This is a genomic window from Halocatena halophila, from assembly GCA_027563145.1.
Taxonomy (GTDB): Archaea; Halobacteriota; Halobacteria; order Halobacteriales; family Haloarculaceae; genus Halocatena; species Halocatena halophila.
On record CP071307.1, the window covers coordinates 109,106 to 123,625 of the forward strand.

A 14,520-nucleotide genomic window follows, 5' to 3' on the forward strand; every position below is an offset into this window, starting at 1 on the left:
GCCTCTCTGCTGCCGTCGCCCACGAACCCATCGGTTGGCCTGTCCTGATGGTTAAGCACGGGACGCTCGGCACTAAGGTTCGCTGGAGAGTGACGAGGTGCTCGTCGTCTATTATTGGAGATCGCTAGATGCACTCGAATCGTTCAGGGCAGATACTAACTACAAGCGGGTGAAACAGCGGTAGATTGAATGATACACGCCTACGAAATCATTGTTTCTGAAGTGCTTGAAACGTATGGGAGTGGCTTCAAGAATGACGCTGACCAACACAGATAGTGCCAATAATAAGAATGGACGAGGGGGGGTCTCTACCGACATCAGAGAGACACTTGGAATATAGAATCCCAAGCATTAAATGGATACAAAATCCATGCATTGGAACCCACGTTCACAACTTATGGGCACCGCTGATGACCCTTACTTCGGGGTGTGGCTTTCTGTAAATGGGTTTTACTCACGTAGGTGGTAGTGGAATTTGCGAATTCTTAGCATGAGAAGACCTCTATCGGTGTGCTACTTATTCTGAGAAATTGACCAAGAATTCCAGAGACGGTCTGGAAAATTCGATCTAGTTCTCGGAGGTCGGCTATCTATATTTATCATGTATAAGCATCTACGAAATTTAGACTACCGGTGTAGATTTCAAATCCAGTTTTGTATAAATAATTTACCTACCTGACCTTAGAGAGTGAGTCATGGATTTTTAATCGCACAGATACACTCAGCCGGTGCTATCCATACGATACAGAGAATATAAACAATGATATAATGATGTGACTATTCTCAACCAGTGATTGTACAATCAACACACCGCCACTTGTTCTCGCCAGCACCACAGTCACTGACTCGACCCCACAGCCAGATGGTCGGTTATGAATAGTGTGTTACTTGCAACGCTCGCTGTGCTGGCCCTGATCGATAGCACGAGTATCGGTACGCTGATCATTCCCATTTGGTTGCTCCTACAGCCTGGACGCGTCGCGATCGGTCGCTTCCTCGCGTATCTGGCGACGATTACCTGCTTTTACTTCGTGATCGGCGTCGCACTCATGCTAGGGGCAGGCTCACTGGCCACGTCTCTTGCCGGCAACCTCGACAGATCAATGACACTCTATCTCCAACTGGCCATTGGGAGTGGATTGATCGCGGTGGCCGCCTACTTCTGGATCAAACGGAAACTGCAGGGCTCAGCCGACAGAACCGAACGCTGGCGGACGCGGGTAGCCAACCGATCGTCGTCCGTCGCCAGTCTCATGGGACTTGCGCTGCTTGCCGGTGTATTGGAACTTACCATGATGCTACCCTATCTGGGCGCAATCGGGACCCTCACGACATCGGATATCGGTTGGTCGTTGCGAGTCCTCATGCTGGCAGCGTATACTCTCATTATGATAGTTCCTGCAGTAGTGCTTCTCGCCGTCCGAATCCTCTTACATGACCAGATAGATCCGTGGCTGAAGCGCCTCAGCAAGCGGATTACCAAAGAGATTGATGAAGCAACCGTATGGGTGCCAGCAGCTGTGGGATTTCTTGCTGCGGCTGGTGCTGCGACTGACCTTGGATGGGTGTGAGCGTCCCCGTCTGGAACCGACGATACTCAGCTGAAGGCAGGCAGGTGGGTTTCATACACAACGGAACTGAAGTCGGCCCAGTAGATTGTTCATATACATCTGTGTCATCATCAGGAAGGTGAGAATCGCTGTTTTATTTCCTCGATTAATGCATGACCTTTCCCCAATAATGGCCAAATCAGTAGCGATTCATCCATATATTTTCTACATTATTCCATAATAATATTTTGGAATTCAAGGGGTAGACCCATAGCTCCCCAACCCCAATTCGATTTTTCATCGACGTAAGCACATCATGCATCGTTATCCACGGATCATCCCCGTAGGCATCCGGAAGAATACTTGGACAAAGTAGTTGAGCAACCCCAAGCGATTGCGCCAGTGATCATTTGCTGGTTCCCTTGTCGAGTTCATGGAGCAACACGACCGCTTTCTCAGAGTTGTCGTTCGGAGGGAGATTTCCCACAGCACCAACTTTGAGTCCGAACGGTGGCCGACCGTGCCACTAACCTGGTCGCACCAGTATAGGTGCTACTACGCAGAAGAAAAGCGGAACCGCACCTACGGCAGTGCCGATTGGAGGTCCTCACAGAGATCATCCACATCTTCGGGACCGACAGATATCCGAACCAGCGACTCGGGGATCTCCGCAGTGGCCGCCCCATGGCTGACCTAGTCGGGGATCATCAGCGACCGAGCCTCAATGAGGTTCTCGACGCCACCGAGACCTGCTCCAGGAGTAAACCATCTCAAGCCCATTGATGAACGCCTCGAGAACGTATTCGGGCATCTTGATTTACAGATTTTGACGGAGACAGTGAAGCCAGGGGCAGTCAGTCTGCCGCCTGTCCGCCGTCGACCGGGATCGTGTGTCCGGTTATGTACGAGGCATCGGACGAACAGAGAAACGCCACGACGCCAGCCATCTCCTCGGGGTCGGCAATGCGATCCATCGGAACGTCAGTCATCGCCGACGTATCGAACGGCAGTGATCGCGGATCTGTGTCGCCGCCTGCGGTGTTCGCTTGGATATTCGTCTTCGTTGGGCCGGGAGCGATCGCGTTGATCCGGATACCTCTCGTGGCGTACTCAAGGGCAACAGATTTGGTCAGGCCAACGACGCCATGTTTGCTCGCAGAATAACTAGAAAGTCCGCCCATCCCGGCCAGCGCGGACTCCGAGGCCGTATTCACGATAACGCCGCTTCCTTGTTCTTCCATGATAGGTAGCTCGGCTTTCATACACGCCCAGACACCCTTCAGGTTGACGTCGAGGAGCTGGTCCCAGTCACTCTCTTCAATGTCAGTCACGTCCGAAAAGCCCGTGAGGATACCGGCGTTGTTGTGCGCGATGTCGAGACCGCCGTAGGTGTCGACCGCGACGTCGACCATTCGTTCGACTGACGCCGTGTCAGAAACGTCGAGGTCGACGAAGACCGCGTCACCGCCAGCAGCTTCGATCAGATCGACCGTTTCGTGGCCAGTTTCTTCGACGATATCTGCGACGACGATGTTTGCTCCCTCCTCGGCAAACCGCTGTGCCGATGCGCGTCCAATACCTGATCCTGCTCCCGTTACAACGGCTGTCTTTCCGTCTAATCCGTTCATGATCGTACCTCGTAGTGACACGTGAGCGATTCGAGACCGTACAGACTATGTATCGGCTGTAGATCAGTCAACTCCGCCTCGACGGTATCGAATCGGTCGAGAAGCAGTTCGAACGCGATATCTGCTTCGATTCGTGCAAGGGGCGCACCTAAACAGTAGTGAATACCCGTTCCAAACGCAATATGACGATTCGGACGTCGCTCTGGGCGGAACGCTTCGGGTGCATCGAAGCGTTCTGGATCGCGGTTTGCAGCACCGAGCCATCCCGTTATGATGTCTCCAGCCTGAATGTACTGTCCGTTCAATTCGACGTCCTCGACAGCGATACGGTCTAACGATTGGATCGGTGATCGATATCGGAGTACCTCTTCGATCGCCTGTTTGCGATCGATAGCTCCTGTTCGAATTGCGTCGGTGATCCCCTGTTCTTCGAAGCACCAGAGGGCGTTCGTAAGGAGGTTTGTCGTCGTAATGTTCCCTGCGAGGAGAAGGAGCATGCAGAATCCGATTTGTTCGTCTCTGGTTAGCTCTTCGGTCGTCGCCGCAAGCGTAATGAGATCGTTCCCAGTGCCGTTTTGCCGCTCCTCGAGTAATGTGGCAAAATACCGTCCCATCTCCTGTTGAGCCTGTTGACGCTGTTCTCGGACCCGTTTCACTGCAGCGGCCGATCTCTCTTCAGGCCGTGCAACGAGTGCGTCAGACCAGTCTTTGAACTGATCCCGGCGTTCCGGAGGAATTCCCAGGAGTTCGGCAATAACGATCACTGGAAGGGGAACAGCAAAGTCGTCGACGAAGTCGAATGTTGTGCCGTCGATCTGATCCAGCAGTGCTTTCGTCAACTCCTCGATTCGAGGCTGGTATTCCCGCAGCGTCCCTGGTTGGAACCGGTCATTGACGAATCCCCGTAGTCGGTTATGGTCAGGTGGATCGACACTTATCATCGTCCGAAGTATCGATCCACCGTCTTCCGTGTCGTTTGCTGAGTCTGTGCCCATCCGGGACCTATCAGACGTAAATACGTCGTGATCGGTGAGCACACGGTTGACATCGTCATATCGAAAGAGATCCCACCGCTCTCGCTGCTCATCGAAATGGACGGGTGATTCTCGACGCATTGTTGCATACCACTCGAATGGCTCCAATCGTCCCTCTCGACTGCGTATCGCCTTCGGTAGTTGGCCTTTATCAACGACCGAGTCTGATGACGACATAAACTGAATGAACGTTCAGCAAGTATCAATCTTTCCTTCGATATAGATGGGGACAGTGTGGTCTGGTGATCTACCCTGGAACACCGATATATGCGGAAGGAATGGCCTGCTGCTTCGATCTCGTTCGATTCCAGACAGTACCAAACTGCTCCTCATCGAGCCTCCCAACCGTCGAGCGAATGATTTATACCGACTAAACGTTCATTCAGTACATGGTGAGGGCCTCACTTCGGGACACCCCACAGATCGCTACACCCTTGGGTACGGACGTCACCGAACTGGACAGACGCAGCGAGTATACTTCGAACTAACAATGATCACCAGTTCATCCGACGAGAGATGGAGTACCGCCCAAGTGGAGATCATGCAGGCAACCTATCGAGCATTACTCGAACATGGTTACGCTGACCTGTCGATCTCGCGTATCGCAGACGAACTCGACAAATCGAAGGCCGCACTCTACTACCACTACGACTCGAAGGACGATCTCCTCGTCGCATTTCTCGAGTTCGCCGTCGACAAATTCGAGGCGACGATCGGTACGGAAACCGGATCGGATCCCAACGACGACCTCGAACATGTAATCGAAAAGATCATTCCTCTCCGGCCCAGCGAAGAAGAGCGACACCTCCGGGAGGTGATGGTCGGCCTCCGCTCACAAGCCGTAACGAACGTAGCCTTCCGCGAACAGTTCACCCGGCTTGACGAGCAGATTGTGACAACTACAGAGGAGATTATCGAGCGAGGGATCGACGAAGGAGCATTTCGTGACGTCGATCCGACGCGAATCGCAGAGCACATTCAAGCTACGATCAACGGCACGATGTACGCACGGGCGACGACCGACCGGGAGAACGCGGCGACGGCGACACGGGTTTCGCTCTTGTCGTACATCGACTCCGAACTGCGGCGTCACCAGTGAGCTGACGACGACCTCGTCGACGAGTCCGGTGAGACAGGGTTTCTCCACATCGCCCGTAAGGGTGCGTGGGAGTCTGCGACTAACGTGGGCAGATATGCCAGTCTCGAGCGCCAGCATCAACACCTCGGTACCGTCGAGATCTCGTCCTCGACAAACGAGAGTGTCGACGGGCGGTCGAGCACTACCAGGATGTGACCGAAGAGATGGTCAAGCGGAGCGGCCAGCAGGTTAAGAAGAGCTCGATATGGATACAGTACCGTTTATCCCTCCGTGATCTCCTCAACGGTGCTCCGATTCATTGCATAGTGTGTTTAGTGGAGTCATCGCCGTAGGTGTCCGTGAAGAACACCTGTACCAGGTAGTCGACTAACGGCCAGAGCGAATACAGCAAGCAGGCGAACGCAAAGTAGAAAAATCGGAGGACGAAGTCCTTTGAGATCGTTTTCGCCATGAACCGCTTAACATGCTTATAGCCTATCTCGATCTCCCAACGGTCACTCATTCTGGATCATCCATAGTGGAATCACCGAAGGCGACATTCCTCCAACCGAATTTTAGCACGCTATAGAAAGTCAAGAACTATCTCCTTTCAAACCATTCGCAGATATTTAAGCCATTGTAATCAATTGTATAAACATGGCTACGGACCTCACCGAACGGGTTCAAGAAATTGCAAAAGAGAGAGAGAGATGTTCTCGAGTCGAAAATTCTTGAGCAGGCACTGGAACGTGGTGTGGAAGATCTCTGGATAGACCTTGTCCTCTCCAGATATATAGACGACGAAATCAATCGAGAAACAGCAATTGGCCTTGTCGGACGAAACCATCTCAAGCGTGCAGAACGCGAACTTCAGGCTGTCGAAGACGATATATAGTGGGGATTGGATGCGTGATTGCTGCAGTCGCTGATACAGGCCCGATACTTCACTTGTTATATCCACATTACCAAGTGGTATGAAGATTGAATAGTATAGTGGTATTACAGTATCTTTAGTTACGGGGCACTCTCCTATTCGGTAGCAAGCTCTTTGTAAATTTCCTCGTGTTCATCAAGATCCTGCCGTCCAAGGAACCGGATGAGATACTGCCGTGCCTCCTCATGAGACATCTCATTCGGGATCTTAGGCTGGTCATTTTCGGTGGCCATACTCATTTTTCATTACGAGAGGTGTCGTCATAACCATTCGGTTCGCGTGTTACATCGTCAGCAGAGTCATACACGGAATCCTTAGAGAGATGATCTATGCCTTCGATACGTGACAGCCAGAGGTTGATAGTCGCCTCGTATTCTGGTGCAAGTGGCTCCGTGTGCTCTTGCAGATAGACAATCACGTTGTCGTCATCAACACTGGTTTCATCTGTCGCGAGGGCTTTCAGAATCTCTTTGATTGTCCGATCGTAGTCGAAACGGAGGCCGTTCAAAGCGTAGAAGATCCGGGTCGACATCAGTGCCGTACGCTTGTTGCCATCAACGAATGGATGATTCGCTGCAATGAGTCGAAGTAGCTGAAATGCCTTTTCGTGGATCGAATCGGGAACATGACCGAAATGTCCCTCTTTGATATGTTCAACGGTGTATTCGATATCGCCTGGTGAGGAGATGCCAGCCGCTGTGTCTACGTTTGACTCCACGATTAGCTCGTGAATGGCGTGTATGTCAGTAGCGGATAAATAGATGATTGACTCGGTGTCCTCGTCCATTATCGATATTCTGTGTTACAGTACTATCTAACCACTGCTTTTGGTAGGTGAGTTCCATATGGCTCGCGTTGAGATTTAAGGATGTAACCGAATTGGAGTCGTGTGGAACGAATACGAACCCATACACTGAGTTCGCCGTTTGCAACTAGGGGCTAAATTTTCATAATTATTATTTAATTCACATCTAAGGTGGCGTCTTTCACATCAAAATTTATTAATTGGACAAATATCCAGTAATAGAAATGAGTAGATAGATCAGAACTAGATATATCACTCACAGGTACGCATGCTCACCTTCTTCCGCCTGATACTTTTGTTCATGTAATCCTCCTTACTACCTGTAAACGGACTCGATTCCGTCGTATCGATCGCGACCAACACAGCACCAAGAAAGTGAGACCGACTCGTTGTTTCTCAGCCAAGAAGCGCTGCATCGCAACATAGTGTGTTCGTAGCGAGTGAGAAGACAACGACGGGAATTGATAGCAGTCAGCATGAAGTTGAGTGGATCATCGATTCGGGCCTCCGCTGTGTGTTCGTCTGCTCACTGACGAATTTCTCGTTGGGTCGGACTATCTTCTGGTTCCTCTAACGGGCGGAGGTCAGTCTCAAGTGAACTGGAGTTACTCCCGGAGCAGACACACCGTTCTCAGCCGCAAGTATACAGAGGGAGGCGACACACTCCTCGATCGGAGCAGTTCATCGGTAAATCCCTCGTGGCGAGTCCGCCAAATCGTCGACTGGGTAGGGATATTCTCAAATCCCAGAGTGTCGACGAGACCTGGTCGGGCATCGAGATAGCCTACCAGTGCTGTTTCGTACTCCCACCCATGGAGCTCTATCACCATCAGTGCACGAATCATCGGAACAGCCGGCTTCGTCTTCGCGTGCCGCGATGGATGGACGTCATGCGGACTAAAATCGAGATGGTGCAGCGGACACCAGCCGATAAACGCTTCCACGTCCTTGTGGGCGTCGTGCTTGAACCACTCGCAAGCAAGTCGGTGAACATCGTATTCGAATGCTTTGAGGACACTAATCGTGTACTCGGTCTCTGTGTCACGTAATACGGCCAGTAGAAGTCAGAAGAGTCTGCAATCGTTTGAAACACAGCCTGTTTGGAGGCAACCGTTGATGACATAGTCGCTTCTTCAGCAAAATTGGTATAGACTGTGCTTATTTATAACTAGTCATCCTGTGATAAAAAATAGCCACACTTCTGCAGATCAAGGAAAGATCCACGGAAAGAATCAAATATTATGGAATGATACAGCAGAGATCAGAAAACGTAGCATCGAAACAGATGGATAGAAGGGGAGATACATCTACGGTAGCGCCGATTGGAGGTCTTCACAGAGATCATCGACATCTTCGATACCGACAGAAATCCGAACCAGCGAATCTCCGCAGTGGTCGATCCGTGGCAGACCTAGTCGGGGATCATCAGCGACGGAGCTTCAATGAGACTCTCGCACACTTCGGCTCTTGTACCACGCCATAGACACAACCAATATTGTTATAATTGAGGTATTTTTGTAGATAGATACATAGTGATTGATTAGGGACAAGTACAATTTAGTGTGGAGAATTTCGGTGAACTGACATGGCATTCTCATTTCCATCTTAGAATATTAGATAAAAACAAAATATTTATGGTTTTATAATCTCAATCAGTATATTAATATATTATTTATCAATCTTATAATCATATATTTATTATTAACTATATATAATTTAATCTAGATTATAGATTGATTAAAGTGCTATAATATAGCATTATAATGTGGCTATGTCGGATAACCACGGAGAAGATGTCAGTCGGAGAGTACTGATGAAAGGATTGGGTGGGCTTGCGATGGTATCGCTGTCGAATAGAACAGCAGCCACATCCTGGGAGTCGCTTGTTGACTCCTCAGAGATCGACCCACACACAAATGATACGTATCAATCCCTCGTGGACGTCATCCTGCCTGAAACCCCGGCGTTAGAGGAGGAGTTTGGTCCCAATCACGTTCCCGGAGCACTCAATATAGGACTGGATCAGTATGTGATCTGGCAGTTGGATCACTGTTGTGAAGTTCGTCTTGAACGGCTTGCTCACCCATCAAACATCGAACCACTACAATTGCCCGACAAGATGATGGATCCCCAGCTGTTCGAAATCGTACTCGACACCAGTAACGTATCGTCGGATCTTGCGGCTGTAAACGAGATTGCTCCAGTCGATCTGACGACAGTGCTCCCGAACTTCGCCACGCTGGAAGAAGCGCTTGAGTTCGGGGCAGTCGAGCAATTCGAGATCATGATTGATAATGATCTCTCGGCCGACGAATCCGGCCCAGCGACGTTTGCGCGAACCGTTAAAACGCCGAATGAAACGTTCGAGCAGACCATCCAGAGCTTTCCGTACGCGTCGTTGCTATCGTTGGTGTGGGATATCGTTGCCGCCGATGCAATCGCCAGCCCGAACACTGGGATCGAATTGTCGACCACGTCACAGCAGATCGATAGTGGTGGAGGGACGTTCACTCAGCTATTGGGGAAGGACAGGCTCCGTGCACTGTGGCGCATCATCGATACGGAGCTCCTCACAGAGCTTGCACCACTGCTGTCGGTGTTCGTACCGCGACCCGGTATCCTGCGATACATCCTGATGATGCTCAATGCACTCTCTGGATTCGGCTACTACTCAGAATGGGCGGGATACGGCGAGAGTAAAACCGCACCACCTACCAGGCGTGAACTGACGACGCCACCCGACGAGATACAGGGACACAGTCAAACAGGGTATCCAGGACCGGCTGCGGGGTATGCGATCGACTGGGAGCATCTTATCGATGGCGGATTTGATGATCCACCCGCATCAGAACTGAAACTTCCGGACGATCTCACCGGAGGAGACGTTATCGGGGAGATTGGTGGTGGTGCTGAATGATGTCCACTCCCGATGTTGTCGTAATCGGGGCCGGAGCTGACGGCCCCGCCTGTGCGGCCCGGCTCGCACGCAAGCACGGACTGGATGTGCTCATTCTCGAAGCCGGTCCGTGGCACGGCAACGACCAGTGGCCTGAACCTCACAGCAAGGCCGGTGGAACTGAGAGTTCCTCACCCACAGACCTGAACGGGAAGTTGCTCGACGAGCAGCTCACAGCCCTCGAGGCAGCGAGCATCGATCGCATCGGTGGCATGTTCCGTCTGGGACCAGCCAATCTCGATCGACCACCGTGGATGCGAACGATCCATCAAAACGCACTCACCTGGCATGTCAATGCCGTCGGTGGCACGTCGTTGTCCTCATTCAACAACTATCCCCGAGCGTATCCCCATGCCATCAACGAACAGGACCACTGGCCGATCGATTACGAGGAGTTGGTTCCTTACTATCAACACAATGAAATGGTCACCAATGTCCAGCAGGCCCCAATCACAGCAAAACACCAACCATTTCTTCGAGGAGCCGAGGAGGTTGGCTTTGAGCGCAGCGAGACACTCAACGTCACCGATACGGGGTATCGTCCGCTTCCCAATGCCATCACTGCACCGCCCGAGGAACTGAACGCTGAATATGATGGATCGTTCAGCTACGAGGATGGATTCCGCGGAAACTCATTGATTGCCGATGAGTTCATGGGGTCACCAACCCCCACTGATGCACCGGTCGATGAGAAGGCACGGAAATCAAGCAACGTCAGCTGGGTACCACGAGCATTGGCAGCCACGGACGAACCCGAGATGGGCAACGTCGCGATACGGCCCAACACAGCCGTGACCACTATCACTATCGAGGGTGGCGAAGCGACTGGTGTCGAGTATCGAAACACATGGTCGGGAGATACAGGAACAGTTACAGCAGATGTCGTCGTGCTTGCCGCTGGCACTATCGAATCCCCACGACTGTGGCTTAACTCCGGGTTGCCCGATGACGGTTGGGTGGGTAAAGGGCTTACCACACACTGGTTCGACTGGATTGTCGGGGTATTCCCAGATGACGTCCTCAAAGATCTCACTGGACAGCCCGAATTCAGGCCGTACGCTGGAGATGCTGGCGCTGTAATGGTCGACAAGCCGGGCACAGGATGCATCAAGGATGCTACAGGACCAGCCGGGGTGACCTCATTGGCATGCTATCTGCTTAGCCAAGCAGGATACAGCTTCGACACCGATGTCGATCCGGATGAGCCGTGGGATGGTCGCGGATACCTCGTCGGCACGGAACTGAAACGGAAGATGGCACGCTACAAACAGACGACTTCATTATTCATCTACACGGATGATCTTCCCCGCCAAAGCAACGGTGTCACGCTCGATTCGGGGTTCAGTGATGAGCACGGACCCGTCGCCCAGGTTTCTTGGACACCACATCCCGATGACAGTGCCAAGCGCGACGAACTCGCACGCATGGGAGCTCACATCCTCCGAGCGGCTGGTGCCGAGTACGTCCATCGGGTTGATTGGGCACCACTTCTGACATTTGCACAATCATCGCTGGGAATGGGACGGGTACTCGATGCGAACGCCGAGGCAAAGAACGTTCCTCGCCTCTTTGTCGCCGACCATTCTGCCTTGCCAAACTGTCTAGGGGGACCCGCACCGACGAACACTGGGCAGGCGCTTGCATTGCGAACTGCCGATCGGATTGCCCAACTCTATTTCCAATAATGGATAGTCGTTTAAGATATCTAGAATGGCATACGCTTGTGAGTGTACGCAAGACCCCCATATCATCAATTTTTGTGTGTCAAAATCAAAGCTGCTAAGCAGCGATTCATATTTATGCGCTGATTCTGGGCTAACATTTCATTTCGTGTTATGAATCCGTCGTGATCGTACTCTCAAAAGCGTTGGCCAATAATAAGAGATAATACACGACGTTACTCGACAATATCGTCGTTGGAGTCGATTGAGCTCTCAGGATCTATATCTGAATCATCGAGTGGGTACGTAACTTGAGTTGTACAGAGAAAGTCTTCGAATGAAAGATTTTGATCAAGTTGGTTTCCACCCCACGGACCAGCACCCAGTGAGTATGCGGCGGTAAGTCCATTGTCGGCACTCATTCCGACAGCGAAGCCTTGCTGATTAACACCGATACGACAGACGTTGATCTCATGCCCCATCGCCCCAGCTCGTTCATGACTCCTCGTATGGACGGTACAGGAGTGACCTGTGCCTTCATAATCTAGGATTTGCTTCGTCATTTCCAGTGCGTTCCGAAATGTGCTTGCTCGATATACTGTGATGATTGGGGCAATTTTCTCTCCTGAAAGCGGATTGGTCTTCCCGATTCCTGTCTGCTCTACGATGAGAAATTCTGTTTCATCTGGGATGTCGATGGCTGCGTGGTCGGCAATAACGCTTGGTGATTTAGCGATCACCGAGCGATCGAGTGAGCCATCTGGAAACAATGTCTGTTCGATTGCTATCGTTTCATTCTCTGAACAGTGGTAGCCATTCTCTGCTTCGAGTAAATTCAACAGCGGTGAATAGATGCCGGTGTGAGCAACGAGGACACTCTCACTGACATAGGGAGTCCCGTGATCAAACGCCGTGCCGGTGGCGATCTGCCGGCCTGCCCGCTCAAGATTGGCCGTTTCGTCTACAATAACGACGAGATTTCCTTGTCAACGCAGTGGTTCGGGGTCCCAGACTGCTGGCCTGCATCGACATTGGTCCTAGAGCCAGTAACTTGTACCATATCGGCCTGCTGCATGAGTTCGTTCGCCCGATCTCGGTTCGCGGGCGGTGGAACGAGTGTAACCAGATCGCGGGGTGCACCAACCCTGTCGAGTTGATCACGGATGTATTCGATCGTGCAATATGCTGACTACATACAATGTGGTGACACCGAAATGATGATCGCATTGCGCCCTTTCACGGCCAGCATTACGGCGTCCATAATTGTTGGACCAGGGTTTGCCGAGAAGATCCGCAAGAATGCACTTGCTGCCGTATCGGAGCTTTTTATACTTGTCCGCTATGCTCCCAAACCCTGTTTCTTCGTATGTCGTCCGGGCAATTGTCCTAGCATGATGATCCTGATAGATTGCCCATCCAATCTCTTCAACTAGTGTATCAATCTGTGACTGGTCGTAATCCGAAATGCGTTTTTTGGCAGAGGTAGCATCGGAGAGCAAACCGTCGATCACCACCTCTGGGGGACGGTCATCGCGAGGAGGATTGTTCTTGGACGCAGTCATTGGTTGGAGGCGTGTCTAATAGCTCAAATATTCCTTTAATCGCTCATATCGCACGCATGGAAAGCTAGTTTAGGGAAAAAAGGCCATAGGCGTTTTAATTTCGTCAAATATATCCATAGTCAAAAAATTTAAAAATATTGAATTAATATAAAGAATTTGGAGAATGCACACCAGGTCAGCAAAGATTAAATCACCGCCTATACTCTTACTCGAAATCTACGAGTGGCTTGATGACCCCATCTTTTTTAGTATCCATGAGATGGAAGGCATCATCAACCGAATCAAATTTGAATTCGTGTGTTGTCATCCGGGTTGGATCGACTTTCCCTCGCTTGAGTAATCGGAGGAGACGGCGAAGCCGGAGGCGACCACCAGGACAGAGTGCGGTGACGATGTCCTTCTCGGCCATCCCAAGACCCCACTCAACGCGAGGGATAGGGATGTGTTCACCCTCTCCATGGTAGCCAACCCCGGAGATCGTTCCCCCTGGTCTGGTTACCTTGATACAGTTTTCGAACGTGGCCTTCGATCCCACCGCTTCGATAGCAGCATCGACTCCCTCGCCGTCAGTCAGCTCCATGATTGTGTCAACCGTATCTCCTTCGGTGTAGTCTAACGTTTCATCTGCGCCATAGAACTCGGCTAGCTCTTGTCGATTCGTGCTCCGATCAACTGCAATAATATAGCCTGCACCGCAGAGAGCAGCACCCTTTGTTGCCATCAGCCCAACCGGCCCTTGCCCAAAGACCACCACCGTTCCTCCAATAGGAATATCGGCTCGTTCAGCTCCACTAAATCCAGTAGACATCATATCTGTAACATAAACTGCGGCCTCATCACTAACGTCTGGCGGGATGGATGCCATATTCGCGTCGGCATCATTCACGTGGACGTACTCGGCGAAGACACCATCTTTTAAGTTTGTGAACTTCACCCCACCGAGTGGTTCCGTTGATTGTGATGGATGGCCATTCTGAGCTGCCAGCGAATCCCAGTCGGGAGTGACCGCACCGACAGCCACACGATCACCTGGTTTGAATCTCTCAACATTGTCCCCAATCTCTTCAACAATACCGACAGCTTCGTGTCCGAGTGTGAGATCTTCTTTCTCACCAAGTCCACCGGAGACGGTGTGGACATCGGAGGTGCAAACGAGCCCTTTCGTTGGTTTGAGGAGTGCGTCGTCCGGACCGATTTCTGGACGTGGTTTTTCCATAAAACCAGTCTCTCCAATCGAATGCATTACATATGATTTCATATTTAATCTAATAGTATATAATACTCCAACCAACTTAAATTATTCTATTACTAT

The 14,520-nt window shown here is 51.2% G+C and carries 14 protein-coding genes and 2 pseudogenes; 6 read left to right on the plus strand and 10 right to left on the minus strand.

Translation table 11 applies throughout. From position 1 onward, the window contains the following. The first annotated feature begins 872 nt into the window (after nt 1–872). Nucleotides 873–1,571, plus strand: a complete 699-nt coding sequence (locus JXQ78_RS14695; RefSeq protein ID WP_330633275.1) for a GAP family protein — start codon at nt 873–875, stop codon at nt 1,569–1,571. 561 nt (nt 1,572–2,132) lie between these two features. Here the strand turns inward: JXQ78_RS14695 and JXQ78_RS19090 are convergent. The 3 genes and pseudogenes from JXQ78_RS19090 to JXQ78_RS14710 all read right to left on the minus strand — a co-directional run. Further along, nucleotides 2,133–2,346 (minus strand): annotated as a pseudogene (locus JXQ78_RS19090) (PLP-dependent transferase); the annotation flags it as partial. Between the two features lie 58 nt (nt 2,347–2,404). After that, a complete protein-coding gene (locus tag JXQ78_RS14705) occupies nt 2,405–3,178 on the minus strand; it encodes an SDR family NAD(P)-dependent oxidoreductase (protein WP_330633276.1) in 774 nt (257 codons plus the stop codon). Next, nucleotides 3,175–4,389, minus strand: coding sequence for a cytochrome P450 (locus tag JXQ78_RS14710; RefSeq protein WP_330633277.1), 1,215 nt, complete (start codon nt 4,387–4,389; stop codon nt 3,175–3,177). Before JXQ78_RS14710 ends, JXQ78_RS14705 begins: the two co-directional genes overlap by 4 nt. Nucleotides 4,390–4,753: 364 nt before the next feature. Between JXQ78_RS14710 and JXQ78_RS14715 the strand changes: the two genes are divergently transcribed. After that, entirely contained in the window at nt 4,754–5,311 is a 558-nt protein-coding gene (locus tag JXQ78_RS14715) for a TetR/AcrR family transcriptional regulator (RefSeq protein ID WP_330633278.1), read from the plus strand. A 295-nt stretch (nt 5,312–5,606) separates the two neighbouring features. Here the strand turns inward: JXQ78_RS14715 and JXQ78_RS14720 are convergent, their stop codons facing one another. Next, nucleotides 5,607–5,813, minus strand: coding sequence for a hypothetical protein (locus tag JXQ78_RS14720; RefSeq protein ID WP_456237580.1), 207 nt, complete (start codon nt 5,811–5,813; stop codon nt 5,607–5,609). 134 nt (nt 5,814–5,947) lie between these two features. Here JXQ78_RS14720 and JXQ78_RS19095 point away from each other — a divergent pair. Further along, nucleotides 5,948–6,185, plus strand: a pseudogene (locus JXQ78_RS19095) (hypothetical protein). Nucleotides 6,186–6,319: 134 nt separating this feature from the next. On the opposite strand, the gene JXQ78_RS14725 reads toward JXQ78_RS19095, so the two are convergent. Then, nucleotides 6,320–6,457, minus strand: coding sequence for a hypothetical protein (locus JXQ78_RS14725; RefSeq protein ID WP_330633279.1), 138 nt, complete (start codon nt 6,455–6,457; stop codon nt 6,320–6,322). A 2-nt stretch (nt 6,458–6,459) separates the two neighbouring features. Further along, complete coding sequence (locus JXQ78_RS14730; RefSeq protein WP_330633280.1) at nt 6,460–7,011, minus strand: type II toxin-antitoxin system death-on-curing family toxin; 552 nt, start codon at nt 7,009–7,011, stop codon at nt 6,460–6,462. 908 nt (nt 7,012–7,919) lie between these two features. On the opposite strand from JXQ78_RS14730, the gene JXQ78_RS14735 reads away from it, so the two are divergent. Beyond that, on the plus strand, nt 7,920–8,078 hold the full coding sequence (locus JXQ78_RS14735; protein ID WP_330633281.1) for a hypothetical protein: 159 nt from the start codon (nt 7,920–7,922) through the stop codon (nt 8,076–8,078). A gap of 258 nt (nt 8,079–8,336) precedes the next feature. Here JXQ78_RS14735 and JXQ78_RS19100 read toward each other — a convergent pair whose 3' ends face one another. Beyond that, the gene (locus JXQ78_RS19100) at nt 8,337–8,438 is read right to left on the minus strand and encodes a PLP-dependent transferase (RefSeq protein ID WP_407934080.1); all 102 of its coding nucleotides are present in this window, start codon (nt 8,436–8,438) and stop codon (nt 8,337–8,339) included. A 404-nt stretch (nt 8,439–8,842) separates the two neighbouring features. On the opposite strand from JXQ78_RS19100, the gene JXQ78_RS14740 reads away from it, so the two are divergent. Beyond that, nucleotides 8,843–9,946 (plus strand): hypothetical protein, encoded by a 1,104-nt coding sequence (locus JXQ78_RS14740; protein ID WP_330633282.1) that lies wholly within the window; start codon nt 8,843–8,845, stop codon nt 9,944–9,946. Beyond that, the gene (locus JXQ78_RS14745; RefSeq protein WP_330633283.1) at nt 9,946–11,670 is read left to right on the plus strand and encodes a GMC family oxidoreductase N-terminal domain-containing protein; all 1,725 of its coding nucleotides are present in this window, start codon (nt 9,946–9,948) and stop codon (nt 11,668–11,670) included. The genes JXQ78_RS14740 and JXQ78_RS14745 overlap by 1 nt, the downstream gene beginning before the upstream one ends. Nucleotides 11,671–11,882: 212 nt before the next feature. Here JXQ78_RS14745 and JXQ78_RS14750 read toward each other — a convergent pair whose 3' ends face one another. The 3 genes from JXQ78_RS14750 to JXQ78_RS14760 form a co-directional block, all read right to left on the minus strand. Next, nucleotides 11,883–12,485, minus strand: a complete 603-nt coding sequence (locus JXQ78_RS14750; protein ID WP_330633284.1) for an aldehyde dehydrogenase family protein — start codon at nt 12,483–12,485, stop codon at nt 11,883–11,885. Between the two features lie 318 nt (nt 12,486–12,803). Then, nucleotides 12,804–13,208 (minus strand): hypothetical protein, encoded by a 405-nt coding sequence (locus JXQ78_RS14755; protein WP_330633285.1) that lies wholly within the window; start codon nt 13,206–13,208, stop codon nt 12,804–12,806. A 205-nt stretch (nt 13,209–13,413) separates the two neighbouring features. Continuing rightward, a complete protein-coding gene (locus JXQ78_RS14760) occupies nt 13,414–14,466 on the minus strand; it encodes an NAD(P)-dependent alcohol dehydrogenase (RefSeq protein WP_407934072.1) in 1,053 nt (350 codons plus the stop codon). Nucleotides 14,467–14,520 lie beyond the last annotated feature (54 nt).